At 75.0% G+C, this 26,851-nt stretch carries 13 protein-coding genes; all 13 read right to left on the bottom strand.

Features of this window, described 5'->3' with window-relative positions; genetic code table 11:
* Positions 1 to 99: 99 nt before the first annotated feature.
* Genes ACIRRU_RS10945 through ACIRRU_RS11005 form a run of 13 tightly spaced genes read right to left on the bottom strand, consistent with a single transcriptional unit; the run spans position 100 to position 26,849 of the window.
* The gene (locus tag ACIRRU_RS10945) at positions 100 to 1,233 is read right to left on the bottom strand and encodes a hypothetical protein (protein WP_403678657.1); all 1,134 of its coding nucleotides are present in this window, start codon (positions 1,231 to 1,233) and stop codon (positions 100 to 102) included.
* Positions 1,230 to 1,928 carry an HAD family hydrolase gene (locus tag ACIRRU_RS10950; RefSeq protein WP_403678659.1) on the bottom strand — a complete coding sequence of 233 codons (699 nt, stop codon included), beginning with the start codon at positions 1,926 to 1,928 and terminating at the stop codon, positions 1,230 to 1,232. The genes ACIRRU_RS10945 and ACIRRU_RS10950 overlap by 4 nt, the downstream gene beginning before the upstream one ends.
* On the bottom strand, positions 1,921 to 3,165 hold the full coding sequence (locus ACIRRU_RS10955; RefSeq protein WP_403678661.1) for an acetyl-CoA carboxylase biotin carboxylase subunit family protein: 1,245 nt from the start codon (positions 3,163 to 3,165) through the stop codon (positions 1,921 to 1,923). The genes ACIRRU_RS10950 and ACIRRU_RS10955 overlap by 8 nt, the downstream gene beginning before the upstream one ends.
* Positions 3,162 to 5,741 (bottom strand): amino acid adenylation domain-containing protein, encoded by a 2,580-nt coding sequence (locus tag ACIRRU_RS10960; RefSeq protein WP_403678663.1) that lies wholly within the window; start codon positions 5,739 to 5,741, stop codon positions 3,162 to 3,164. The genes ACIRRU_RS10955 and ACIRRU_RS10960 overlap by 4 nt, the downstream gene beginning before the upstream one ends.
* On the bottom strand, positions 5,738 to 7,342 hold the full coding sequence (locus tag ACIRRU_RS10965) for an amino acid adenylation domain-containing protein (protein ID WP_403678665.1): 1,605 nt from the start codon (positions 7,340 to 7,342) through the stop codon (positions 5,738 to 5,740). The genes ACIRRU_RS10960 and ACIRRU_RS10965 overlap by 4 nt, the downstream gene beginning before the upstream one ends.
* Positions 7,339 to 8,673: an enoyl-CoA hydratase/isomerase family protein gene (locus ACIRRU_RS10970; protein ID WP_403678667.1), complete on the bottom strand. Its 1,335-nt coding sequence runs from the start codon at positions 8,671 to 8,673 to the stop codon at positions 7,339 to 7,341. Before ACIRRU_RS10970 ends, ACIRRU_RS10965 begins: the two co-directional genes overlap by 4 nt.
* A gap of 59 nt (positions 8,674 to 8,732) precedes the next feature.
* Entirely contained in the window at positions 8,733 to 11,927 is a 3,195-nt protein-coding gene (locus ACIRRU_RS10975; protein WP_403678669.1) for a condensation domain-containing protein, read from the bottom strand.
* Positions 11,924 to 13,189 carry an MFS transporter gene (locus ACIRRU_RS10980; RefSeq protein ID WP_363202906.1) on the bottom strand — a complete coding sequence of 422 codons (1,266 nt, stop codon included), beginning with the start codon at positions 13,187 to 13,189 and terminating at the stop codon, positions 11,924 to 11,926. The genes ACIRRU_RS10975 and ACIRRU_RS10980 overlap by 4 nt, the downstream gene beginning before the upstream one ends.
* The gene (locus tag ACIRRU_RS10985) at positions 13,182 to 17,261 is read right to left on the bottom strand and encodes an amino acid adenylation domain-containing protein (protein WP_403678670.1); all 4,080 of its coding nucleotides are present in this window, start codon (positions 17,259 to 17,261) and stop codon (positions 13,182 to 13,184) included. Before ACIRRU_RS10985 ends, ACIRRU_RS10980 begins: the two co-directional genes overlap by 8 nt.
* Positions 17,258 to 18,550 carry a MupA/Atu3671 family FMN-dependent luciferase-like monooxygenase gene (locus ACIRRU_RS10990; RefSeq protein WP_403678672.1) on the bottom strand — a complete coding sequence of 431 codons (1,293 nt, stop codon included), beginning with the start codon at positions 18,548 to 18,550 and terminating at the stop codon, positions 17,258 to 17,260. Before ACIRRU_RS10990 ends, ACIRRU_RS10985 begins: the two co-directional genes overlap by 4 nt.
* On the bottom strand, positions 18,543 to 23,207 hold the full coding sequence (locus ACIRRU_RS10995) for a beta-ketoacyl synthase N-terminal-like domain-containing protein (RefSeq protein ID WP_403678674.1): 4,665 nt from the start codon (positions 23,205 to 23,207) through the stop codon (positions 18,543 to 18,545). The genes ACIRRU_RS10990 and ACIRRU_RS10995 overlap by 8 nt, the downstream gene beginning before the upstream one ends.
* Complete coding sequence (locus ACIRRU_RS11000; protein ID WP_403678676.1) at positions 23,204 to 25,117, bottom strand: amino acid adenylation domain-containing protein; 1,914 nt, start codon at positions 25,115 to 25,117, stop codon at positions 23,204 to 23,206. The genes ACIRRU_RS10995 and ACIRRU_RS11000 overlap by 4 nt, the downstream gene beginning before the upstream one ends.
* Positions 25,107 to 26,849, bottom strand: coding sequence for a condensation domain-containing protein (locus ACIRRU_RS11005; RefSeq protein WP_403678677.1), 1,743 nt, complete (start codon positions 26,847 to 26,849; stop codon positions 25,107 to 25,109). The genes ACIRRU_RS11000 and ACIRRU_RS11005 overlap by 11 nt, the downstream gene beginning before the upstream one ends.
* Positions 26,850 to 26,851: the final 2 nt, after the last annotated feature.

Genomic DNA, 26,851 nt, shown 5'->3' on the forward strand with positions numbered 1-26,851 from the left:
CGTCGGGTGTCCGGCGTACGTCAGGGTCGGTCGGACCCTTCACCGGGGGTGTCGGGCGTTCGCCAGGGGTGCCGGGCCGCCGACCGGGGTGCCGGGGTGTCAGGTTGTCGTGCGGGTGCGGTACTCCGCGAAGCGTTCGGCGATCTCGCGGGCCCGGTCCTCCGCCTCCGACAGTCTCATCTCCGGGCAGTCGTAGCCCAGTTCCTCGGTCATCACCGCCATCGAGGCGGGCTCGAAGAGGACCGTTCCGTCCGCGCGTATCTCCCGGATGCCGTCCTGGGCCTGACCCGAGACGTTGATCGCGTGGGCCTGTTCGTCCGTCATGCCGTCCGGCAGCAGCACGCGGAACTTGCCGGACTCGATCGCCACCGGGCAGCCGCCCAGCGCCCCGTCCACGCCGGGCGCGTGGACCACCGCGTCCCGCCCGTCGGCCAGCGGCTCCAGCACGCTGAGGGCGGAGGCCGCCGTCATGGTCTGGCCCGCCAGGCCCCCGGTGCGGCGGTACTGGGCGGGCAGGCGGCGCAGCAGCGCGGCGGTGTCCAGTTCGGCCGTCACGTCGCGGCCGTCCAGCCGGATGCCGAGGCCCATGGCGGCCGGGCCGCTGTCGCCGTGGCGGGAGAGGCGGTGCGAGACGTAGTGGTGGGCGACGAGCCGCACCTGCACGTCGGCGGTGGAGCGGCCCAGCTCGTCGGCGGCGGCCGCGGTGATGCCGGGCACGTTGTTGGCGACGTTGCCGATACCGATGTCGGGCGAGAGGCCGACCGCGGCGAGCGCCGGGTGCACGGCGTCCGGGTAGGCGGCGTTGACGATCAGCGCCTCGGTGCCGGAGAGCCGCACGGCCTCCATGGCCTTCATCACGGGGACCAGGTGCATCGGCAGCCAGGGGCCGTAGTTGGCGGCGTACACGCGCTGGAAGGCGGCCGCCTCCAGGGTGGAGATCACCCACCAGGACTGGTAGCTGGCGGCGAGGAAGACGATGTCGGGGGCGAAGGCCGCGATGCGCTCGGCGGTGCGGGCCACGTCGGTGAGGTCCGTACAGGCGTGGCCGACCGTGGGGGTGAACCCGCGCTGGAGGGCGCTGAAGCGGGTGAGGTTGGCCGCGCGCAGCGCCACCTCCTCGTCCCGGCCCACGAGCTGGACGTGGCGCTCGCGGGTGGTGTGGGCCAGTTCGTGGAAGACGCGGCGGCCGAGGTCGCCCGCTCCGAGGACCATGATTCTGCGGGACGGGTTCATGCGGTACCTCCGGGGTGGGCGCTGGCGTAGCGGGCGGGGGCCGTGAGGTGGTGCGCGGAGCGGATCAGGCCGGGCAGTTCGCGCAGCGAGGCGAAGGTGCGCACCCCGTCGCGGTGCGGGCCGGTGGCCGGGTCGGCGGTGTACTGGAGGACCCGCATCCCGGCGCCGAGCCCGGCGTCCACGCCGACCGGGCTGTCCTCGACGACGACGCAGTCGGCCACGGCGGCCCCGCACTCGGCGGCCGCCCACAGGAACAGCCCCGGGTCCGGTTTCCACACCCCGATGTCGTACGCGGAGAACAGGCGGCCCTCGAAGTGGTGCAGGACGCCCGCCTTGCCGAGGCGGTCCGCCATGATCCCGGGCGGGCTGTTGGAGGCGACGCACATCCCGGTGCCGGCGGCGCTCAGCCGCTCCAGGGCGTGGGCGGTGCCCTCGATGGGCTCCAGCCGGGGGCCGATCAGCTCGTCGCACCTGGCGCGGGCGAGCGCCATGGCCCCCTCGGGCGGCGGGGTGCCGGTGATCTCGGCCATGAGATCGAGGCACTCCTGCATCTTCTTGCCCGAGAACAGCTCGTCGCGTCGCTCCTTGTCCAGGCTCAGGCCCATCAGCTCGCCGACATGAGCGAGTCCGCCGTTCTCGGCGTCCTGGGTGTCGACCAGGACGCCGTCCAGGTCGAAGATGACGAACTCACTCATAGGTGATCCAGTCCACGTTCTCGATGGCGGCGACGGTCGCGGCCAGTTCCCGGTGGGTGGCGGCGGAGCCGGTGACGGCCGCCGTGTTGCCGCGGGCGCCGATCCGCCAGTCGGCGGGGGCGCCCGGTTCGGCGAGGACGGTGACCCGGTCCACGCCGGGCAGGCGGCGCAGGGCGGTGACGTTGCGGATGGCGGCGACCTTCCGGGCCCCGGCGGGGGGCACGATCAGGTAGTGGAAGGCGATCGGGCCCTCCCGCTTGATCCCGGGCGTCTCGTACGGGAGGCCGAGCGCGGCGGCGAGGGCGACGGAGGCCGGGTCGGAGGTGCCGGAGCGGACGGCGAGGTCGTCGACCCAGGCGCCGAGGCGGCCGTTGACCTCGATGACCCGGGGGCCGTCGGCGGTCAGCTTGATCTCGACGTCGGCGACGCCGTGGATGTTCAGGGCGCGGACCGCCCGGCACGCCAGCTCCCGTACCGCGCGCTCCTCCTCCCGCGGGACGACGGAGAGGCCGCCGTAGCCGCCGCGTTCCCGGAAGGGCGCGGCCAGGGCGAACTTGCTGGTCACGAAGACCGGGCGGACGTCGTCGCCGTCGGCGACGCAGTCGACCGCGATGTAGTCGCCCCAGGGGGCCGGGGTGGGGCGGCCGATCAGCAGCTCCTCCAGCATCACGGCGCTCTCGGCGGGGCCGTCGTCGCCGGAGAACAGCGCGGCGAGGGCCGCGTGGCACTCCTCGGGGGTGGTGACGGCCTGGGTGTTGCGGCTGGAGGCGCCGATCACCGGCTTGATGATGGCGGGCAGCCCGACGTGCGCGATCGCCTCGTCGGCCTGTCCGGCGTCGGTGACCGTACGGAAGCGGACGCTGTCGACGCCCGCCTCGGCGAACCGCTGCCGCTGGAGGTCCTTGTGGGTGATCGCGTCCACGTCGGCGGGCCGGTGGTAGCGCAGGCCGAGCGCGGCGGCGAGCCGCACGGTCAGGCCGATCTGGAACTCGCTGAAGGTGATGATGCCCGCCGGGCCGAGCGCGCCCAGCTCGGCCACCAGCTCCGCCTCGGTGCGGCCCGCCGCGTCCACCACGGAGCCGGCCGTCTCCAGGGTGGGGATCATCTCCCGGGCGTGGTCGGTCCCGGCGGTCACGAAGACCAGCGAGCAGCCGAGGTCCCGGGCGGCCTCGGCCAGCCGGGTCGGGGCGAGGCTCCCGGTGTCGTAGACGACGAGCAGCAGTGGCGTGTCACTCACGGGGTGACCTCACTTCCGGGGTCGGTTCCGGGGGCGGGGAATCCACCGGCGCGGCGCGCCGTGGTCAGGGCACGGGCGAGCGCCTCGACGGTCGAGCAGGTGAACAGCGTCCGGACCGGGATCTCCAGGCCGAACTCCTCCTGGAGCCGCAGCGCCGCCCGGGTCGCGGTCAGCGAGTCGCCGCCCAGCTCGAAGAAGTCGTCGTGGGCGCCGACCTCGTCGGCCCACAGCGCGTCCGCCCAGACCCGGGCCACGGCCCGTTCGGCTGGGGTGCGGGGGGCGACGAACGCGGTTTCCAGGCCGGTGCGTTCGCCGTCCGGGGCGGGCAGCGCGGAGCGGTCGGTCTTACCGCTGGTGGTCAGGGGCAGCCTGTCCAGGAGGACGAACGCGCCGGGCACCATGTAGCCGGGCAGCCCCCGCCCGCACCAGGCGCGCAGGTCGCCCGTACCGGGGGTGCGGCCCGCGGCGGGCACGCAGTACGCGACGAGCGCCTTCTCGCCGGGGAGGGCGCCGGGGACGTCCTCGCGGACGGCGACCACACAGGCGTCCACGTCCGGGTGGGCCAGCAACGCCGCCTCGATCTCGCCCGGTTCGATGCGGAAGCCGCGGACCTTGACCTGGTGGTCCAGGCGCCCCAGGAACTCCAGGTTCCCGTCCGGCAGCCACCGCACCAGGTCCCCGGTGCGGTAGACGCGGGCCTCGTCCCCCGCGAGGGCAGGGAAGGGGTGCGGGGTGAACCGTTCCCCGGTGAGGTCCGGGCGGCCCAGGTAGCCGCGGGCCACGCCCCGTCCCCCGATGAGGAGTTCGCCCGGTACGCCCACGGGCACCGGCCGGTCCGTCCCGTCCACCACGTACACCTCGGTGTTGGGGGTGGGGCGGCCGATCGGGACCGGGCCGGACGCGTCGCGGATCTCGGCGGTCGTCGCGTAGACCGTGATCTCGGTGGGGCCGTAGCCGTTGACGACCCGGCGTCCGGCGCGCAGCATCCGCGCGGCCAGGTCGGCGGGGAGCGCCTCCCCGGCGGTGAAGACGGTCAGCCCGCGCGGCTCGGGGCGGTCGCCGAGGGCGTCCAGGAGGGGGCGCCAGGCGGACGGGGTGGCCTGGACGAGGGTGACGTCGTGCCGGTCGACGAGGGCGGCGAGGGCGGCGGGCGTGTGGACCTGCTCCCGGTCGGCGCCGATGATCCGGCCGCCGGTGACCAGCGGCAGGAACATCTCCACGGCCGCGATGTCGAAGGTCGCCGAGGTGGTGAAGAGCACCCGGTCGCTCGTGGGGGCGGGGAAGATCTCCCGCATCCCGTGCAGCAGGCCGGTGAGCGAGCCGAGGGTCACGGCGACGCCCTTGGGGGTGCCGGTGGACCCGGAGGTGTAGAGGACGTACGCGAGGTGGTCCGGCCCGGCCGGGGGCGCGGGTGCGGTGGCCTCGGCGGCGGCGATCGTCTCCCGGTCGGTGTCCACGGCGACCAGCGTCCGGCCCTCGGCGGTCAGCCGCCCGCGCAGGGACTCCTGGGTGACGACGATGGGTGCGGCGGTGTCGCGGAGGACGAAGTCGAGCCGGTCGACGGGGTGTTCGGGGTCGAGCGGGACATAGGCCGCGCCCGCCGTCAGCACCGCGAGCAGCGACACGATCAGCTCCGGCCCGCGCTCCAGGCAGACGCCGACCGGGACGTCGGGGCCTGCCCCCAACGACCGCAGGTGGTGGGCGAGCCGACCGGCGCGGGCGTCGAGGGCGGCGTAGGTGATCTCCTCGCCGCCGAAGACGACGGCGACCGCGTCGGGGGTACGGGCCGCCTGCTCGGCCACCAGTGCGGCGACCTGGGGTCCGGCCGGGAAGGCGGCCGGGCGGGTGCCCCAAGCGGTGAGCAGGCGTCGGCGCTCGGCCGCGTCGAGGATGTCGAGGTCGCCGGGTGCGGCCGCGGGGTCCTCGGTGACGGCGGTGAGCAGGGTGAGGAGGTTGGCGGTGAACCGTTCGGCGGTGGCCGCATCGAAGAGCGCGGTGCTGTGGCGGAGATGGAGGCGCAGCCCGGCCCCGTCGTCCTCGTGGACCAGGACCAGGTCCGGCGGGCAGTCCCCGGCGAGGGGCGCCTGAGGGTCGTCGGAGGCCGCGAACAGGGCCTGGACCAGCGGGTGGTGGCTGTGGTCGGGGTCCGGGGCGAGGGCGGCGGCCAGCTCCGGGAAGGGGGTGCCCTGGTGGGCCCGTGCGTCGCGGAGCGCCGCGGCGGCCCGGTCCACCAGCTCCCCGAAGGCCGCCGCCGCCACGTCGGTCCGTACGACGGTGAGGTGTCCCGCCAGGGGGACGCCGACGGCCACGTCCCGGCGGCGGCTCCAGCGGCCCAGCAGCAGCTGGTAGGCGGCGAGCAGCAGCACCGGCAGCGGCGCGCCGTAACCGGCGGCGGCCTTGCGCAGACCCTCCGCCGTGCCGGGCTCCACGGTGCGGGTGTGGCGGGCGGTGCCCGGTGGGCGGAGTGCCGGGCGCGGGCGGTCGGTGGGCAGTTCCAGCGGTTCCAGGTCCGCGAGGTGCTCCCGCCACCACGCCAGCCGGGATGCGAGGTCCGTCACCGCTGCCGTGTCAGTCATGACCCCTCCGGGGTGCCGAGGATCCGCGCCAGGGCGTTGCGGTCCGTCTTTCCGTTGTCGTTGAGCGGCAGACCCTCCAGCCGGGTGAGCCGGGCGGGCACCATGTGCAGCGGGATCTGGTCGCGCAGCCAGGCGTCGAACCGGGCCGGGTCCACCTCCCGGCCCGCGTAGGCGGCGACGAGCTCCGTCTCGCCGTCCGCCGTGGGCAGCGCGATCACCGCGACGTCGGCCACCGCGGGGTGGCGGCGCACGACCGCCTCCACCTCGCCGGTCTCCACCCGGTGGCCGCGGATCTTGACCTGCTGGTCGAGGCGGCCGCAGTGGACCATGAGCCCCTTCTCGCGGCGGACGCGGTCGCCGGTGCGGTACCAGTGGCGGGCGGTGAGGGGGCCGGTGCCGTCGTACACGGTGACCGGGCCGCCGTGCTCGTAGCCGAGGAAGCGGCCGGTGTTCTCGCGCGGGTCGAGGTAGCCGTCGAACCGCTGCGGGCCCCGGACGCACAGCTCGCCCTCGCCGGCCTCGCGGCCGTCCTCGTCGAGCAGGACGCCCTCCATGCCCGGGTACATCGTGCCGATCGGGACCGTCCCGCCGGTGAACCCGTCCCAGGCCGAACGGTCCCCCTCCACCTGGTGGTCGGCGCAGCAGATGGCCACCTCGGTCGGGCCGTACATGTTGTGGATCTCGGAGTGGGGGGCCACTTCCCGCCACAGCGCGACGTGCTGGACGGTGACCGACTCGGCCCCGAACATGCTGTACCTGAGGGTGGTGCAGCGCCCCAGGGGGAGGGTGCCGAGCCGTTGGGCCTCGCGGATCACCGACGGCACCGAGAACCAGTGGGTCAGCTTCCGCGCGGTGATGAAGTCGACCGGCGCGTAGAGGTCGGCCGCCGAGGGGACCACCAGGGTGCCGCCGCCGCCCCAGGTCGCGAAGAGGTCGAAGGCGTGCGCGTCGAAGGTGAGGCCGAAGACCTGGGAGAGGCGGCTGCCGGGGCCGATCGCGTAGCGCGGGATGTTGTGTTCCAGGTACGGGGAGAAGTGCCGGTGGCGGATCGGCACCCCCTTGGGCTGGCCGGTGGAGCCCGAGGTGAACAGCAGGTACGCCTCGCGGTCCAGGTCCTCGGGGGCCGGCGGCAGCGTCTCCTGGAGCGCCGCCTCCAGCAGTGCGGGGTCGGCGCGCTCGTCGTCGGCCAGCTCCAGCACCGTGGGCCGGTGGCGTTCGGGGAGCGCGCCGAAGAGGCCGGTGGCCCGGTCCCCGACGAGCGCCACGGTGACCCCGGCGCGCTGCGCGATGTCCAGGTTGCGCTGCGCGGGGTGGTCCGGGTTGAGCGGGACCACGGCCGCGCCGAGCCGCTGGATCGCCAGGTATCCGGCGTACGCGCCGACCGAGCGGGCGGCGGCCAGGGCGACCCTCTCCGGGGGCCCGCCGTGCTTGCGCACGATCCGGGCGGCCAGGACGAGGGCGAGGCGGCGCAGTTCGGCGTAGGTCAGGACCGTGTCGCCGACCTCCAGGGCGGGCTGGTCCGGCAGCCGCAGGGCGGACTGCTCGAACCACTGGTACATCGTGCGGCTGGGCAGGGCGCCCGGAAGGGTGTCGTGGGTCATCGCTTCCTCGATATCCAGGTGCGTTCCAGGTTCTCCACCAGGTCGTCGCTGGTGAGACGGCGGCACTGCTCCACGGCGTACGTCGCCATGTAGCGCCGGAACTCGTCCTCGGGCTCCTCGTGGGCGTGCAGCACCCGCCGGTTGCTGACGACGGCCGGGTTGGCCAGTTCGGCCGCCGCCGCGGCGACCGCCTCCGTCAGCCGGCCGGCCGGGACCGTCTCGTCGCACAGCAGCCGCCCCTCGGGGGAGGCCGCCTCGATCCGCCGGTCGGCGAAGATCGCCTGCCGGGCGAGCCGGTTGCCGACCGCCCGGGGCAGCCGGAGGTTGGCCGCGCCCGGGATGATCCCCTCGCGCAGGGCGGGGAGGGTGACGTAGGCGTCGTCGGCGGCGATCACCCGGTCGAAGACGAGCAGGATCTGCGCGCCGCCGCCGATCGCGAAGGTGTCGACGGCGGCGATCCAGGGCTTCTCGACGGGTTCCGCGAGCCAGTCGGCGCCGGTGTCCGGGACGCTCAGCCCGCGGAAGATCTTGTTGATGTAGCCGAGTTCGCGGTCGAGGAAGAAGTCGATGAGGGAGATCTCGCCCTGGTGGAGGCGGGTGAGGTTGATGCCCGCGCTGAACACCCGCCGCCCCGCGTAGCGCGGGTGGGTCATGGGCGCCCCGCGCATCACGCCGACCCGGACCGCGTCGTCGAGCAGCACCAGGTCGACGGCCGTCTCCAGGACGGCGACCAGCAGGTCGTCCTCGGCGTTGAGGAAGCGGGCGTTGTCGACCGTGACCTCCCCGGTGTCGCCCCGGCGCTCCACGGTGACGAGCCCGAGGTCGGCGCGGCCGGTGGCCCGGAAGGCGGGCAGTGCGGCCAAGGCCCTGGGGGTCGGCCTGCGCATGGCCTCCATCAGGTGCGGTCCGGCCGTGTCGTCCCGCAGCAGGCCCCAGAAGAAGATCCCGTGGTCGGTCTCCCGGCCCTCCTTGTCGCGCTGCGGCCTGCGCCGCTCCTCCTCGGCCTGGCTCTTGGTCGGTACGAGTCCGGGGACCAGCTCGCGGGTCCGGGCGGCGAGATCGTCCAGCCGCAGGAACTCCCGGTACCCGGTGGTCAGTTCGGCGTAGAGGGCGGCGGCGTGGTGTTCCATGAACCGCCTGCGGGCCCGGCGGGCCGCCGTGTGCGTCCCGGCCGTGGCCGCCCGGTCCTGGCCCGCCGCGCGCAGCGCGTCCTCGGTCCGGGCGAGGAAGGCGACGGTGGCCTCCCGGTCCTCGGCGTAGCCCCGGCCGAGGACGGGCCCGTCCGGGGCCCGCGCGGGTTCCGGCGGGCGGGGCGTGGTGCTGGTCGTCATGTGCGGAAGGTCCTCCCCCGTGGTGCGTGCTGTGCGGGTCGTGCGTCCTGCCGCCGTCGTCATCGCGGCTGCCTCGGGGCGCGGCCCCGGGTCCGGGCGCGCAGGGCCTCGGCGCGGGCCCGGCCGCGTTCCTGGGCGGCGGCGTCGGCGGGGGCCGCCGGGGTGTCCGGTGCCGGGTCCGCGCCGAGGAAGGCCGCCATGGCCCGCACGGTGGAGTGCCGGAAGAGGTCGACGGCCTCGACCTCGCGCCCCAGCGCGGTCCGCAGCCGGTCGCGGAGCCGGATCAGCAGCAGGGAGTTGCCGCCCACGTCGAAGAAGCCCTCGTCGGGGCCGACCGGGCGGCCCAGCACCTCACGCCAGGCGGCGGCGACGCGCTGTTCGGCCTCCCCGGCCGGGGACTGGGTCCGCTGCCGCTCGGCGCGCTCCCGCGCCTCCTCGGCGAGCGCCCGGTCCAGGGCGCGGGCCACGGCCGGGGGGTCCGGGTGACCGCCGGGCAGCCACGGCATGTGCTCCAGGACGCCGAGGCGGGCGGGCTGGAAGTGGCCCGGCAGCGACTCGCGCAGATGGGAGCGGAGTTCCCCGGCGGACGGGGCCGCCTCCGGGCGCACGGTGACCGCCGCGTCGATGCCGTCGGCGGCCCGCACGGTGACGTGGGCGTGGACGACGCCGGGGTGGGCCAGCAGCGCCGCCTCGATGTCGGCGGCGGCCACCCGTACCCCGCGCACCCGGGTCTGCTCCACCGCCCGCCCGGCGAAGACCAGTTGCCCGTCCGGGGTGTGGCGCACCAGGTCACCGGTGGCGAACAGCCGCCCGCCCGGCTCGCCGTACGGGTCGGGCCGGAAGCTCTCCGCGGTGCGGCGCGCGTCGTTCGGGTAGCCCCGGGTGACGGCCGCGCCGCCGATGTGGAGTTCGCCGACCGCGCCCGGCGGGAGGAGCTCGCCGCGCCCGTCCAGGACGTACGCCGTGCAGTCGGCCGGGAGCCCCAGCGGCACCGGGCCGCCGTCCGCGGGGTCCGGGTCGGCGGACCGGCCGATGGCGGGGCCCGCGGTCTCGGCGGCGGTGTACAGGTGGAGGACCCGGTCCGCTCCGGCGGCGTGGAGCGCGCGCACGGCGGCCGGGACGAGGACTCCGCCCCCGGCGAGGACCACCGGCGCCCCGGCGCCGCGTCCCTCGGCGAGCGGACCGGCGAGGGCGGCGGGCGTGGCGTGGACCGTGCCGGGGGCAGGCGCACCGGCGGCGTCAGGGACGAGGACCCGGCCGCCCCGGGTGAGCGGGGCGAGGAGTTCCAGGACCGCGCCGGGCGAGTCGGGCGGGCTGAGCTGCGCCACCGCGTCCAGTGCCCCGTCCGGGAGTTCCCGGTGGGCCCAGCGGAGCCGGGAGGCGAGGTTGCGGTGCTCGGCGAGGACCGCCTTCGGTTCGCCGGTGGCGCCGGAGGTGCGCAGCAGCCAGGCGGCCCCGGCGGGCGGCACGAGCGGCAGGGCGGCGGGCGGGACGGGATCGCCCGGCTCCCCCGCCAGTGCGTCCACCTCCCGCACCCGTACGTGGGTGTGGTCGAAGAGCGAGAAGGCGTCCTCGCCCGCCAGCACGCTCGACACGCCCGCGTCGTCCACGGCCAGCCGCAGCAGGAAGGCGGGCAGCTCCGGGTCGAGGGGTACGCACACCCCGCCCGCCCGCAGGACGCCGAGCTGGGCGGCGGCCAGGGCGAAGGAGCGGGGGGCGCAGAGGCCCACCGGGTCCTCCGGTGCGAGGCCGTCGGCCAGCAGCCGGGCCGCCACCCGGCCCGCCGCGTCGTGGAGTTCGCGGTAGGTCCAGGTGCGCGCCCCCTGCGCCACGGCGACCGCGTCCGGGGTGCGCGCGGTCTGCTCGGCGACCAGGGTGTGCGGGACCTCCTCCGGCACCCCGGCCCCGGCCGCCGGGTTCCACTCCCGGGTCAGCAGCCGCCGCTCGGCGGCGGTGGGCCGCAGCAGCGCGGAGACCCTGGCGGACGGGTCGGCGCCGACGCGCTCCAGGACCGTGCGCAGCCGGAGCAGCAGTTGTTCGGCGGTGGCGTCCGCGAAGAGGGCGGTGCGGTAGTCGACGAGGGCGAGGAGCCCCTCGTCCGTCTCGACGGTGTCGATGGCCAGGTCGGTCTTGGTGGTCGGCAGCCGCAGCTCCCCGACGGTGAACACCGCGTCCGCCGCCCGGCGCACGGGCGCGGCGGGCTGGTGGGTGTACATCACCTGGTAGAGCGGGTGGTGGCTCGGGTCGCGGGTGACCCCGAGCCGGTCCAGGACCTCGTCGACGGGCAGGTCGGCGTGGTCCACCGCGTCCAGCAGGTCCCCGCGCACCGCGCGCAGCAGCTCGCCGAACTCCGGGTCGCCGGAGAGGTCGGCGCGCAGCACCACGGGCCGGGTGAGGTAGCCGACGAGCCCGGCGCTGAGGGTGGTGTCCCGGCCGGAGACGGCCGTGCCGGTGAGCACGTCGGTGGAGCCGTAGCCGCTGAGCACCACGTCGCACGCGGCCTTGAGCACCATGAACAGGCTGCACCGCCGGGTCCGGGCGAGCCGCCGCAGCGGCTCGGCCACCTCGTGCGGGATGACGGCCGTACGCCGCTGCCCCGCGTGCCCGCCGCGCACCGGGCGCGGTCCGGCGAGGGGCAGTTCAAGCACCTCGGGCGCGCCCGCCAGGCGCCGGGTCCAGTAGGCGAGGTTGGTGGCGGCGGCTCGCTCGTCCTGCTCGGTGCGCCGGGCGAGGAAGTCGCCGTACTCGACGGCGGCCTCCGGCAGCGGGGAGGGCCTGCCCTGGGCGAACGCGTCGTAGAGCGCGGTCAGTTCGTCGGCGAAGACCTCCAGGGACGCCCCGTCGAAGACGAGGTGGTGGACGCCGACGAGCAGCCGGTGGGTGGTGGCGTCCAGCCGCAGCAGCCGGGCCCGCAGCAGCCGCCCGCCGTCCACGGTGAACGGCTCGCGGGCGAACTCCTCGGCCAGGGCGGCCGATTCCTCACCCGCCTCCACGACGGGCAGCTCCAGTGGCGCGGGGGCTTCGACGTGGGCGGCGGGCTCGCCGTCGGCGCCGCGCACGATCCGGGTGCGCAGCGCGGGGTGACGGGCGATCAGTTCGTCGAGGGCGCGGCCGAGCGCGGCGGGGTCCAGCGGTCCGTCGATGCCGACGGCGAACGGGACGCTGAAGAACGGGTCGCCGGGGCGGAGCTGGGCCAGGGCCCACAGTCTGCGCTGGGCGGGGGTGAGCGGCAGATGCCCTTCGGCGGTGGTCACGACACCGCCCCCGTCCCGACGGGGTCGCCGCTGCCGCGCCCGCCGTCCCTCTTCCCGCCGCGCGCCGAGGCGACGGCGAGCAGTACGGCGGCGGGCAGCAGGAAGACGCCCGCCCAGATGATCGACTGGGCGATGCCGATCAGGTCGGCGGCCAGACCGCCCAGGACCACGCCGAGGATGGTGAAGTTGATCATCAGGGCGTTGAGCAGTCCGACCCCGCGTCCGCGCATCGCCTCGGGCAGGTCGCTGATGAGGGTGTTGGCGACCGGCACCTGGAAGAGGCCGGATCCGACCCCCGCCACCAGGCACCAGACCAGGACGACGGTCAGGCCCAGCGAGTCCCGCAGCCAGCCGGTCGGGGCGAGGAGCAGCAGGGAGACCCCGAACAGCAGGATCGAGCCGATGAGCAGCCCCCGGTCGGAGTAGCGGCGCACCAGCGGCGGCCCGGTCAGCGCCCCGATCACACAGCCCGCGCCGAACGCCGCCTGCGCCAGGCCGAAGGTGAAGGCGGAGAGGTCGAAGACGTTGAGGAGCTGGGAGTTGAGGTTGGTGGTGAACAGTCCGAGGACGAGCATCACCGGCACCAGGATGATGGCGAGGAAGCGCAGCGACGGCACGGCGAGCACCCCGGAGACTCCGGTGGCCAGGGACTTCCAGTACGACTCGCGGCCGCTGTCCTTACCGGGCACCGGGACCTCGCGCAGCACGGCCATGCTGGCCAGGAGGATGCCGGAGACCACGAAGGTGACCGCGTCGATGACGAAGACGACGGAGACGCTGGCGAACGCCAGCAGCAGCCCGCCGAGGGCGGGTCCCACCAGGTTGAGGGTGTGGTTGGTCGACTGGAACAGCGCGACCGCGGTGGGGATGTTGTGGCCCCGAACGATCAGCGGGATGGCGGTGATGCGGGCCGTCTCGAAGAACGCCTTGGCGATGCCGGTGAGCAGGATCAGCACGAGCAGCAGGGTCGGCGAGTCGCGGGCCGGGATCATCGCGAGGACCAGCCCCACCCGGACGATGTCGGCGCCGACCATGAGGACCCGGGCGGGGACGCGGTCGGCCAGCGGGCCGACGAAGGCCCCCAGGATGCCGGAGGGCAGCAGCTGGGCGATAACCACGAGGGACACGTACAGCACCGGGTCGGACGTCTCGGTGGCCGCCACGTAGATCAGGGTGATCTTGGTGATGGCGTCACCGAGGAAGGACGCCACGACGGCCAGCCAGTAGCGGATGTACGTACGGTCCTTGAGCAGCTCAAGCACGCTCGACCACCTCGTTCAGAATCGTGGCGACGCCCTCGATGTGGGGATGGCGCATCATGGTGTAGTGGTTGCCCTCGACCACCCGGACGTCGAGGTTGTCTCCGGTGGTCAGCTCGCGCCACGCCCCGGTGGAGTCGTGGCCCTCCTCGGCGGCCCGGATCAGGGTGACCGGGCCCTTCACCCGCAGCGGGCGGAAGTTCCACACGAGCCGCAGGTTGGCGACCCACAGGTCGAGGATGTCGCGGACCTGTTCGCGTCCGGCGTCCGGCGGCAGGTAGCCGGAGGCGCGGGCGATGCCCAGGAGGTAGTCCAGGTGCTCCTCCCCGGTCATCCGCCGCAGCTCGTCGGCGGACTTCAGCGCGTCGCCGTAGTCCCACTGGAGGTTGGCGGCGATGGCCTCGACGATGTCGGCGGGGTCCGGCTCGGAGCCCTCGGGGACCTCGGCGGGCGGGTGGGCGTCCATCATCACGACGGACACCTCGGCCCCGGTCCGCTCCAGCTCCCCGGCCACGGCGAAGGCGTTGGTCCCGCCGTAGCACCAGCCGGCCACCGTGTACGGCCCCTCGGGCTGGGCCTCGCGGATGAGGTCGGCGTAGGCGGCGGCGCGCGCGCCGAAGTCCGCGTAGGGCAGCGCCCCGTCCTCGCCGGGCGGCGGCGACGCCAGGGCGTACAGCGGGCGGTCGGCCCCGGCCAGGAGTCCGGCGAAGGGCATGTAGCAGACGACCTCGCTGCCCGCCGGGTGGGCGAAGAAGACGGGGGCGCCGGTGCCTGAGCCGATCTCCACGAGGTGGGCGGCCGCCTCGTCCTGGTAGCCCTCGCGGAGCATCCGGGCGAACCGCTCCACGGTGGCGCCCCGGAAGATCGCGGCCATCGGCAGCTGCCGTCCGAACTTCCTCTCGATCTCGGCCATCAGCCGCAGCACGAGCAGGGAGTGGCCGCCCAGGTCGAAGAACCGGTCGTGCAGCCCGATCGGCCGCACCCCGAGCACGTCCTCCCAGAGGTGGGCGACCTCCAGCTCGATCGCGTCGCGCGGCGGGGCGTAGCCGGCCGCGTCCCGCTCGACGACCGGTGCGGGCAGGGCGCGGCGGTCGGTCTTGCCGCTGGTGTTCAGCGGGAACGCGTCCAGGGCGACGATCGCGGAGGGGACCATGTAGTCGGGCAGCGAGCGGCGCAGGTGCTCGCGCAGCTCCTCGGCGGACGGGGCGCCGTGCTCGGCGTCCGCCGGGACGACGTAGCCGGTGAGCCGCTTGTCGCCGGGCCGGTCCTCGCGGACCAGGGCGGCCGCGCGGCTGACGGCCGGGTGGTCGGCCAACCGGGCCTCGATCTCGCCCAGTTCGATGCGGAAGCCGCGCAGTTTGACCTGGCCGTCGTCGCGGCCGAGGAAGACGAGCGTGCCGTCCTCGCGGAGCCGGGCCTTGTCGCCGGTGGCGTAGAGGCGGGCACCGGGGGTGGGGCCGAACGGGTCGGGGACGAAGCGTTCGGCGGTGAGCGCGGGGCGGCCGCGGTAGCCGCGTGCCACGCCCGTACCGCCCAGGTAGAGGTCGCCGGGGACGCCGACCGGGGCGGGGCGCATCCGCTCGTCCAGGACGTACACCCGGGTGTTGTCCAGGGGGCGGCCGATGGAGATCTGCCCGGTGGCGCTGTCCAGGCGGTGGGCGGTGGACCAGATGGTCGTCTCGGTGGGGCCGTAGACGTTCCAGGTGCGGCCCGCCGAGGTGACCAGCTGTTCGGCGAGGGCCGGGGGCAGCGCCTCGCCGCCGACCAGGACCCGCAGCGAGCCGTCGCCCCGCCACCCGGCCTCCACCAGCAGCTGCCAGGTGGCGGGGGTGGCCTGCATGACGGTGGCGCCGGTCCGCTCCAGCAGGGCGGCGAGACGGCGGCCGTCGACGGCCTCCTCCTTGCGCACCACGTGCACCCGGGCCCCGCTGATCAGCGGGGCGTACAGCTCCAGGCCCGCGATGTCGAAGGTGACCGGGGTGACGGCGGTGAGCGTGTCGCCGGGACCGAGCCCCGTCTCGGCGGCCATCGCCAGCAGCAGGTTGGCGAGGTTGCGGTGGGTGACCTCGACGCCCTTGGGGCGGCCGGTGGAGCCGGAGGTGTAGATGACGTACGCCAGCCGGTCATCGCCCGTGGCGGGCGCGGCCGGGACGGCCGGGGCGGCGGCGATGTCCGCCGCGTCGGTGTCCAGGCGGATCCGCTCACCGGTGCAGCCGGCCGGCGGCTCCTGGAGGCCGGAGCGGGTCAGCAGGAAGGCGGCGCCGGCGTCCTCGGTCATGGTGGCGAGGCGCTCGGCCGGGTAGCCCGGGTCCAGCGGCAGGTACGCCCCGCCGGACAGCACGACGCCCAGCAGCGCGGTGACCAGGTCGACCGAGCGCTCCAGGCAGACCCCGACGACGGTCTCGGGCCGCACCCCCCGCCCCTGGAGGTAGGAGGCCAGCCGGCCGGAACGCTCCAGGAGTTCGGCGTACGTCAGCCGCTCGTCGTCGCAGGAGACGGCGACCGCGTCCGGGGTGGCCGCGGCCTGGCGGCGGACCAGGATGTCCAGGGAGAGGCCGTCCTCGCGGGGCCGGTCGGTGCGGTTCCAGTCGACCAGCACGGTGTGCGCCTCGTCGGGCCCGAGCAGCGACAGGTCGCGCACGGTGTGCCCGGCGTCCTGGCACATCTGCTCCAGGACCCGGGTGATCTGCCGGGCCGTGCGGGCCATGGTGCTCTCGTCGAACAGGTCGGTGTTGTACTCCAGCATCCCGTGGAAGTGGTCGTCCGCCACCGCCGGGTCGTCGAAGAAGCCCAGCAGCACGTCGTCCTTGGCGGTGGCGTTGTCGAGCATCAGCTCCTCGACCCGCAGCCCGGCCATCAAGGTCTCCTCCTCGTGGAGGAAGTCCACCAGGATGAACGACGTCTGGTAGATCGGCGTACGGCTCGGGTCGCGGTCGATGTCCAGCTCGTCCAGCAGCGTCCCGAAGGGGATGTCGTGGTGGTCGAAGGCGCCCATCATCGTGGTGCGGGTCGCCTGGAGGAGTTCGGTCACGGTCATGCCGGGCCGGACCGTGGTGCGCAGCGGCAGCATGGTGAGGAAGTAGCCGACCATCGGCTCGGTCTCGGGCCTGCTCCGGGTGGAGGAGGTGGTGCCGACCACGATGTCCTGCTGGCCGGTGAGCCGGTGCAGGATCAGCTGCCAGGCCGCCAGCAGCGCGATGTTGACCGTGACGTCCTCGCGCTTGGCGAGGTCGCGGACCGCCTGGGTGAGCTCCGGGGTCAGCGGGAACTGGTAGCGGGCGCCGTTCGCCGTCTGGAGCGGCGGGCGGGGCCGGTCGGTGGGCAGCTCCAGGACGAGGTCGGCGCCCGCCAGCTGCTTCTTCCAGTACGGCAGGTGCTTGCGCGCGACCTCCTCCTCCAGCCACGTCGGCTGCCACTCGGAGTAGTCCGCGTAGTGCACCGCGACGGGCGGCAGGTCCGGTTCGCGGCCGGTGGCGAACGCCGTGTACAGCTCGGCGATCTCGGCGTTGAAGATGCCCATCGAGCCCCGGTCCCAGACCAGGTGGTCGACCGTGCCGACGAGCACGTGCTCCTCGTCGGCCATCCGCAGCAGGGCGATCCGCAGCAGCGGCCCCCGCACCAGGTCGAAGGGGGCCCGCAGCTCCTCGTTGGCCAGCCGCGTCATCTCCTGCTCGCGCCGCTCCCCGGGCACGGACCGCAGGTCCTGGTGGCGAAGCGGCACCGCCATGGCGGGGTGGATCACCTGGACGGGGGCGTGGCCGTCCTGCTCGAAGGTGGTGCGCATCGCCTCGTGCCGCTGGACGAAGGCGTCCACGGCGCGCTGGAGCGCCCCGGTGTCCAGCGCGCCGTGCAGCCGGGAGGCGAAGTACACGTTGTACGCGGGGTCCTCGGGGTCGAACTGGTGGATGAGCCAGATGCGTTCCTGGTCCACGGTGAGCGGCACCCGGTCGCCGCGGGTGCGGCGCGGGATCGGCGCGTTGGTGACGGCGGCGGTGCTGCGTTCGCGCATACGCCGGTCGAGCAGGGCGCGCTGGGCGGGGGTGAGTCCGGCCAGCCGGTCCGCTAGTTCGGTCACGACGGCTCTCCTTCGCCCGCGCCCCGCGGGCGGTAGCGGTCCTTGAGTTCGGTGAGGTGGTCCAGGCCCTTGAGCACCTGGCCGGGGTCGAGCCCGAAGTCGACCAGGCAGGCGACCTCGTCCACCCCGATGTCGACCAGATCCTCGATCAGCGACTCGCACTTGTCGACGGTTCCGAGCAGCGCCAGCTGGTCGAAGTACCGCTCGAAGGTGGCGTCGAGCATGACGTCGCGTTCGGCGTCGTTGAGCTTGGAGAACTCGCTGCCGAAGCTGTCCTGCTGTTCCAGGAAGGTCTTGAGGTACGCGGTGAGCGGTCCCCGGACGGTCTCCCTGGCCTCGTTCTCGTCGGAGCCGAGGTAGGTGTGGACCATCGCGGTGACCCGCCCCTGGGCGGGGTCGTGCCCGGCCCCGGCGAGCGCCTCGCGGTAGGCGGCCGTCTTGTCCCGGAGGTCGGCGGGGCGCTGGGCGACCAGGCCGGTCAGGACGTAGGCGCCGATCTCCCCGGCCCGGACGAACGTCTCGACGCTGCCCTGCGCCGACACCCACACCGGGAGCTTCGGCTGGAGGGGGCGCGGCAGGGTGCGTACGGTCTGCGAGGTGCCGTCGGCGCGCGGCAGGTCGACGCTCTCGCCCGCCCACAGCCGCTGCACGGTGTCGATGGACGCGAACATCTCGTCCTTGCGGCGGGGGTAGCGGGCCTGTCCGTCGCCGGGGGCGAGGAGGAAGTCGTCCGGGTGCCAGCCGGAGGCGGCGGAGATCGCGGCCCGCCCGCCGGACAGGTTGTCGACGACCGCCCACTCCTCGGCGACCCGCACCGGGTGGTGCAGGGGCAGCACACAACTGCCCGCCCTGATCTGGATGTTCTCGGTGAGGACGGCGATGGCGGAGGCCAGCAGCGAGGGGTTGGGGTAGAGGCCGCCGAAGTCCACGAAGTGGCGTTCGGGCACCCAGATCCCGTCGAAGCCGTTGGTGTCGGCGTGCCGGGCGCTGTCCAGGAGCAGCTGGTACTTCCCGGGGCCCTGGGTGGTGCCGTCCCCGGAGAAGAAGAACAGGCTGAAGTCCATGGTGCTGCCGGGCCGCTTCCGCCGGCGCGGGGCGGTGGACCGGGCGGCGGTCCGTTCCCCCGCGCCGGGGTCCACGGCGGCGGGCGCCTTCACGTTGCGCTCGCGCAGGTTGCGCTCCAGTACGGCGCGCTGCTCGGGCGAGAGCGAGGACAGCCGCTCCCGGATGCGGCGCGCGGCCTCGGTCCCGTCCCCGGCCCCGGTCTCGGCCCCGGTCTCCTCAGACATGCTCGTCACCCTTCAGCTGTGCCTCGGCCTCGCCAGCGGAGAGGCTCTCGACCTCGCGCAGCAGTGCCTCGAACTCGTCCAGGCCGATCGCCTCGGCCTGGTGGGAGCGGATCGCGGCGGCGAGCCCCGGGACGGTCGGCGCCTCGAAGACCGCGCTCATCGGGAAGTCGCCGTGGGTCTGCCGCAGCCGCCCGACGATCTGGATCGCGAACAGCGAGTTGCCGCCCAGGTCGTAGAAGTCGTCGTCGGGCCCGATCGGGGAGACACCGAGCATCTCGTGCCACACCCGGGCCACGGCCTGGGCCAGTTCGTCGTCCGGCCAGACCGTCGCCGGATCCCAGTCGTCGTCACCGCGCCCCCGGCCGGAGCCGAGCGAGTCGGTGAAGGAGGCGGCGGTCAGACCGGACTGGTCGGCCAGTACGTCGGCGAAGTCGGCCCGGGAGACGACCACCTGGGGCAGCGCCCCGAACAGCGCGGCGCGGGCCAGCGCCAGGCCGTCGGCGGCCGGGATGCCCTGGGCGAGGCGCAGCCGCTCGTACAGCTCCCGCACCTCGGGCAGCCCCGCCATCTGCTGCTCGAACCAGTCGTCCCAGTCCCACTGGGACCAGTCGACGGTGACCGTGGTGCGGCCCGCCGCGGTGGCGGCCTGGGCGAAGGCGTCGAGGAAGGCGGCGGCGGCGCAGTTCTCGGCCTGGCCGAAGCCGCCGACGATCCCGGTGGTGGCCGAGGAGGTCAGGAAGAAGTCGAGCGGGTCGTCGTGGAGGAGTTCGTCGAGCAGCAGCGTCGACCTGACCCGGGCGGCGAGGACGGCGTCGAAGTCCGCCCGCGTCTTGAGCGCCGTCAGACCGGAGCCCCGCACCTCGGCGAGGTGCAGCACCCCGTCGATCGCGCCGAGCGTGGTGCGTGCCGCCTCGACGGTCCCGCGGGCCTGGCCGGGGTCGGCCAGGTCGGCGGTGCGGTAGACGACGGCCTCGGGGTGGGCGGCGCGCAGGGCGGCGAGCCGGGCGACCCGGGCGCGGACTCTCTCGTCGTCGCCCGCGGTGCCGTCGAGCCAGGCGCTCCAGGTGTTCTCGGCGGGGAAGTCCGCCTCGCCGACGAGTACGGCGCGGGCGCCGCTCGCGGCGAGCTGTTCGGCGAAGTTCAGCCCGGTCTCGCCGGACGCCCCGGTGAGCAGGTAGCCGCCGCCCTCGCGCCAGGCCCGCCCGGTGGGGACGGGCTCCAGCTCCACGGGGGCGTAGCCGCGCAGGAGGCGCCGGGCACCCCGGTAGGCGACCAGGTGCTCCCGCCCCGGACCGGTCAGCTCGGCGTCCAACTGCTTGGTGAGCACCGTGCGTTCGGCGTCGGTGGCGGGCGCGACGACGTCGATGCCGCGGCAGCTCAGCCAGGTGTACTCCTGCGGCAGCACGGTCACCGCCCCGTACAGGGTGGCCCGTTCGGGGTGGAGTACGGCGGTGCCGTGCGCGTCCTGGAGGCGGTCGGTGAGGACGTCGACGCGGACCGGCCGGTCCTCGCCGGTGCCGCCGAGCGCCTGGGCGAGGGAGACGAGGCTGTGGAAGCCGGTGTCCAGTCCGGTGGTGTACCGGGCCGCCGCGGCCCGCTCGTCGTCGCCGGGCCCGGTGACGGACCAGGCGTGCACCACCCGGTCGGGCACGGAGTCCGCCCGCCGCAGTTCGTCCACGATCCGCGTGAGGTGCTCCGGGTCGGCCGGGTCGGCGTCGAAGGCGTGCGCGGAGGTGCGGGCGTAGGCCGTGGCCTTCCGTACGGTGGTGACGGTGTGGCCCCGGCCGCGCAGTCCGGCGGTCACGGCGTCGGTGAGCCCGATGCCGTCCTGGAGCACCAGCCAGCTGAGCGGGGTCTCCTCGGGCTCCGGCCGGGGGCGGGGCGCCGGGTGCCAGACGGGGGCGTAGGTCCACCGCTTCGGGTCGGTCCGCAGGGCCCCGCCGCCGGTCGCCGCATCCGGCTTCGGCAGCAGGTAGGAGCGGCCCTCGAAGGGGTACGCGGGCAGCGGCACCCGGCGGCGGGCCCGGTCGCCGTGCAGGGCGGCCCAGTCGACGGACACCCCGAGCCGCCACAGCTCGGCCAGGCCCTCGCGGACGGTGCGGGCCTCGGTGGCGGGCTCCTCGCCGCGCGGCCTGCGCAGGAGGGTGACGGCGGGCGGGGGTTCCGGGTGGATCCGGACCAGACCGCTGAGCTGGCTGCCCGGACCGGCTTCGACCAGGACCACGGCGTCCCCGCGCTCGGCGAGGGCGGTGATCCCGTCGGAGAAGCGGACGGGGGCGCGGGTGTGGGAGACCCAGTAGCCGGGGTCGGTGGCCTGCTCGTCGGTGATCCAGGTTCCGGTCACGTTGGAGAGGAACGGGATGCGCGGCGGGTTCAGCCGCATCGGGCGCAGCACCTCGGCGAGGCCGGGCAGCGCCGGTTCGACCAGGGCGGTGTGGAAGGCGTGGGAGGTCTCCAGCTCCTTCACGGACACGCCCTTCGCCTCCAGCACCCGGCGGGCCTCGGCGACCTCCTCGGGGGTTCCGGCGACGACGCAGGAGGCGGGCGCGTTGACGGCGGCGATCGTCGCGCGCCCCTCCAGGGCCTCGGTCAGGGCGGCCTCGTCCAGCAGGACGGACAGCATCCGGCCGGGCGCCAGGTCCTGCATGAGGGCGGCCCGCCGGGCGACGAAGCGCAGCGCGTCCTCCAGGCGGAACACCCCTGCCAGACAGGCCGCGACGAGTTCCCCGAGGCTGTGCCCGGTCATCGCGTCGGGGCGCACGCCCCACGACATCAGCAGCTGGGCGACGGCGTAGTCGAGGCTGAAGACGGTGGGCTGGGTGTAGCGGGTGCGGCGCAGCCGCTCCCGGGCCGCCGCCCTCTCCCCCTCCGTATCCGCCACCGTCTCCGTCTCCGCGGAGGCGAAGGCCACCTCCCGTACGTCCCAGCCCAATTCGGGCAGCAGCAGTTCGGCACAGCGGTCGAGCGCCGCGCGGAACACCGGCTCGGTGCGGTAGAGCTCCGCGCCCATACCGGCGTACTGGGCGCCCTGCCCGGGGAAGACGAACACCACGCCGGGCGCCTCTTCGGGCGCGGCGGTGGCGGCGGAGGCGGCCCGCTCCAGCGCGGCGGCAGCGGCGGCCCGGCCGTCCGCGACGACGGCGCGGCGGTACGGCAGAGCGGCGCGCCCGGCCTGAAGGGTGTACGCGACGTCCGCGAGCGCGGCGGGGCGCTCGGCGCCGGTGAGCGCGGAGGCGAGGCTGGCGGCGGCGGCGTCGAGCGCTTCGGGGGTGCGGGCGGAGAGCGGCAGCACCTGCCAGGCGTCCGTGTCCGCGGCCGGCCGGGGGGCCGGGGCGGGCGCGGCCTCCAGCACGACGTGGGCGTTGGTGCCGCCGATGCCGAAGGCGCTCACCCCGGCGCGCGGCGGCTGCTCGGTCGCGGGCCAGGGCAGGCCCGTGGCGCTGACCTGGAAGGGCCCCTTGTCGAGCCCCAGCGCGGGGTTGGGGGCGCGGAAGTGGGCGGTCGGCGGGATGAAGCGGTGCTCCAGCGCCAGGGCCGCCTTGATCAGACCGGTGACCCCGGCCGCCGCGTCCAGGTGCCCGACGTTGGACTTGACCGAGCCCAGGTGGACCGACCGGGCGGGGGCGTCGGGCCGGAACGCCTCGGTGAGCGCCTGCACCTCGACCGGGTCGCCGAGCGGGGTCGCGGTGCCGTGCGCCTCGACGTACTGGACCGTGCGGGGTTCGACGCCGGCGACCGCGAGCGCCTCGGCGATCACCTCGGCCTGGCCGTGCGGGGACGGGGCGGTGAAGCCGATCTTCGCGGCGCCGTCGTTGTTGACCGCGCTGCCGCGGATCACCGCGTGGACGTGGTCGCCGTCGGCCACCGCGTCCTCCAGCCGCTTGAGGACGACCAAGGCCACCCCGTCGCCGGAGACCGTGCCGGAGGCGTCCGCGTCGAAGGGGCGGCAGTGCCCGTCCGTGGAGAGGATCGCGCCCTCCTCGTAGCGGTAGCCGCGCGGCTCGAACTCCCGCACCGCGACGCCGCCCGCCAGCGCCAGGTCCGACTCCCGGCTGAGCAGGGACTGCACGGCCAGGTGGACGCTGACCAGCGACGAGGAACAGGCGCTCTGCACGGTGAAGCTGGGGCCGGTCAGCCCCAGCTTGTAGGAGAGGCGCAGCGCCAGCATCCCCGGGTCGTTGCCGACGGCCACCTGGATCTCGTCGGAGACCCGGCCCTCGCCGGACGCGCCGTGCGGGGCGACGCGCTCCTGGAGGTAGCCGTTGCCGGAGGTCCCGGCGAACACCCCGGTCCGCCCCGGGAAGGTCCGCGCCGGGTAACCGGCCCGCTCCAGCGCCTGCCAGGCCGTCTCCAGGAGCAACCGGGCCTGGGGGTCCATGAGTTCGGCCTCGGACCGGGTGACGCCGAAGAAGTCCGCGTCGAACCGGTCGAACCCCGCCAGCGGGAAGCCGGACTTCACGTACGCCGGGTCGTCGAGCAGCTGTTCGCTCACTCCGGAGGCGACCAGTTCCTCGTCCGTGTAGGAGGTGCGCCCCTCCTCGCCCGCCGCCACCAGCCGCCACAGCGCGTCGACATCGGCGGCGCCGGGGAAGCGGCCGCTCATGGCGATGATGGCCACGGCCTGTTCGGGCAGTGGCGGAGCCGTCTCGTTGCTCATGCGTTCTCCCCGTGCGGGTGCGGTGCGGTGCGGTGGCCGGTGTCGTGCTGTGCGGCGAGCAGTTCGTCCAGGGCGCCCGCCAGCTCCCGTACCGTCGGCAGGTCGAAGAACAGCCGCAGGGTGACCGGGACTCCGAGCTGTTCCCTGGTGAGGGCGACGGCCTGGGTGGCGAGCATGGAGTGGCCGCCCAGCTCGAAGAAGTCGTCGTCGAGCCCCACCCGGTCCACCGACAGCAGCCCGGCCCAGATGTCGGCGACGGTCTTCTCCACGCCGGTGGCGGGCGCGGCGAACTCCGCCTCCAGCTCCGGTCGTTCGCCGTCGGGGGCGGGCAGCGCCCGCCGGTCGACCTTGCCGTTGCCGGTCAACGGCAGCCGCTCCAGGGCCACGTACACGTTGGGCAGCATGTACGCGGGCAGGATCAGCGCCAGGTGCTCGCGCAGTTCGGAGGGGCCCACCGGGGTCCCGGGGGCGCCCGTCCAGTAGGCGACCAGGCGCGGGTCGCCCGCCGCGTCCTCGTCGACGGTGACCGCGGTGTCCCGGACTGCCGGGTGGCGGCCGAGCGCGTTCTCGATCTCCCCCAGTTCCACGCGGTGGCCGCGGATCTTCACCTGGAGGTCCAGCCGCCCCAGGTAGGCGTGGTCGCCGCCCGGGGCGCGCCGTACGCCGTCGCCGGATCGGTAGCGGCGGGCCCCGGGCACGGCGGCGTCCGGGTCGGGCAGGAAGCGTTCCGCGGTGAGGGCGGGCCGCCCCAGGTAGCCGCGGGCCACGCCCGCCCCGCCCACGTACAGCTCGCCCTCCCCGCCCTCGGGCACCGGGGTGCCGTCCGGGCCGAGCACGGCCGCGCTCCACCCGCCGACCGGGCCGCCGATCATGCTGTCCGCCGCGCCGTCCAGGTCGGCCGCGGTCATCCGGCGGTAGGTGGAGTGGACGGTGGTCTCGGTGATCCCGTACATGTTCACCAGGGCGGGCACCGCGTCCCCGTGCCGGGCGACCCACGGCCGCAGCAGCGCCGGCGGCAGCTTCTCCCCGGCGAAGACCACGAGCCGCAGGGCGAGTTCGGCGGGCACGCCGGGGTGGTCCTCCCCGTGGCCGGAGTTCTCCTCCTCGTGACGGACGAGCTGACGGAAGGCCGCGGGCGTCTGGTTCAGGACGGTGACGCCCTCGCGGCGCAGCAGCGCGTGCAGCTCCCGCGGGGAGCGGCGCACCTCGTCCGGTACGACGACGAGACGGCCACCGTGCAGCAGCGCGCCCCACATCTCCCACACGGAGACGTCGAACGCGGCGGAGGCGCACAGCGACCACACGTCCTCGGGCCCGAAGCCGAACCGGTCGCGGACGCCGGTGAGCAGGCCGGTCACGTTGCGGTGCTCGACCATGACGCCCTTGGGGACGCCGGTCGAACCGCTGGTGTAGATGACGTACGCGAGGCTCTTCGGGCCGGTCCCGGGGGCCGGGGGCGCGGTGTCCGGGTACGTGGAGAGGTCGTCGCCCCCGCGCCCGGTCAGCACGGTGTGCGGGACGTGCGGGGCGGCCCCGGTCCGGTCGGCCCGGTCGGTGACGAGGACGGCGGCCCCGGCGTCGGCGAGCGTGAAGCGCAGCCGCTCGTCGGGGGCGGACGGGTCGACCGGGACGTACGCCCCGCCCGCCTTCAGCACCGCGAGGAGCGCGGTGACCAGGGACGTGGTGCGCTCGACGCGGACGGCGACGGTGGTCTCCGGTCCGACGCCGAGGTCCCGCAGCCGGTGGGCGAGGCGGTTGGCGTCGCGGTCCAGCTCGCGGTAGGTCAGCCGCCCGTCGACGCCGGTCACGGCGACGGCGTCACCGCGGGCGGCCGCCTGCCGGGCGAACCACGCGTCGATGGTCCGCGCTCCGGGGTCGGTGGCGGGGGTGGCCGTGAGGTCAGCGGTCACGGTGGAGGTTCCTCTCGGTGCCGGACGCGGGCCCGGACGCGGTGCCGGGGCGGGGCGTGGTGCCGGGGCCGGGCGGGCCGGACTCGGAGCCGGTCGTCGGGCCGGGCGCGGGAGCGGGAGCGGACCCGGTGGTGAAGCGGGCCGCCGCCCCCAGCTCGCCCACCGGGATCCCGGGCCGGGCCACCGCCTGCGCCAGCGTCCGCTCGAAGGCGGCCAGCAGTGCGGCCGGGGTGTCGGGGCCGAACAGATCGGTGTCGTACTCAAGGGTCAGCGCCAGCCCCGCGCCACGCTCCTGCGCGTACAGGCTCAGGTCGTACTTCGCGGTGTCCTGCGGGCCCGCGAGGTCGAGCGTGCAGCGGCCGAGCCCGGCGAAGACCGGCTCGGGCTGCTCCTTGAGGAAGCTGAACATCACCCGGAAGACCGGCAGGAAGTCGCGGGCCCGCCGGGAGACCAGCGCCTCGACCAGCTTGTCGAAGGGCAGCTCCTGGTGGGCGGAGGCGTCGAGCACCGCCGTACGGACCCGGGTCAGCAGCTCGCGGAAGCCCAGGTCGTCCTCCAGCCGCACCCGGACCGGCACCATGTTCATCAGACAGCCGACCAGGTCCTGCAACTCGGGCCGGTTCCGCCCGGCGACCGGGGTGCCGACCGTGATGTCCCGCTCCCCGGACCACCCGGCGAGCAGGGTGTGCAGGGCGGCGAACAGGGTCATGTACGGGGTGACCCGCTCCCGGCGGCTGAACTCCTTGACCGCGCTTATGAGTTCGGGTCCCAATTCACGCGTCGCGACCGCGCCCCGGAAACCGCGCGTGGCGGGGCGCGGTTTGTCGGTGGGTACGGCGAGGGCCTTCGGGTCCTCCCCCAGCGCCCGGCGCCAGTGGTCCACCAGGGCGTCCAGGGTCTCGCCCCGGAGCCGGTCGCGCTGCCAGGAGGCGTACTCGGCGTAGTGCAGGGTCACCTCGGCGGGCGGCTCGCCGCCGTACAGCTGCCCCAGTTCGCGGAAGAGGATCTCCACGGACCAGCCGTCGACGGCGACATGATGGAAGGTCACGAGCAGCCGGTGGTCGTCCGGAGCCACCCGCACCAGCCGGGCCCGCAGCGGCGGCCCGGCGGCCAGGTCGAAGGGGCGCGCCGCCTCATCGGCCGCGACGCGCTCCGCCTCGCCCGCCGGGTCGGCGGCGCCGCTCAGGTCGGTGTACGGCAGTTCGCCGGGCGCCGGGTCCGCGATCACCTGGTGGGGGCGGCCGGAGGGCGCCGCGTACGTCGTCCGCAGCACCTCGTGGCGGGCGACCAGGGCGTCCAGCGCCCGGCCGAGCGCGGCCCGGTCCAGGGTGCCGCGCAGCCGCAGCACGGTCGGCACGTTGTAGAGGGTGGTGCCGGGGTCGATCTGCTGCATGAACCACAGCCGCTGCTGGGCGAACGACAGCTGGGGCCGCTCCTCGCGGACCGCCGCGAGGGGGCTGGCGAGCGTTCCGCCGACGGGGTCGCACCGGCCGGCGGTCCGCCCCATGGTGTCCCGCACCAGGCGGGCCATCCCCTCCAGCGTGTCCGCCCGCAGCAGTTCGGCGGCCGCCACCCGTACGCCGAGGTCCTCGTCGATCCGGGCGGCGAGCCGGCCCGCCTCGTCCGCGCCGCCGCCGAGACCGGCGAACCGCGACTCCAGGCCGACCGGGGCACCGGTGACCTCCAGGAGGTCGGCCCACATCTGGGCCAGCTCCTCTTCCACGAAACCCATGG

This window comes from Streptomyces sp. NPDC101181 (assembly GCF_044767975.1).
In the GTDB taxonomy this organism is placed as follows: domain Bacteria; phylum Actinomycetota; class Actinomycetes; order Streptomycetales; family Streptomycetaceae; genus Streptomyces.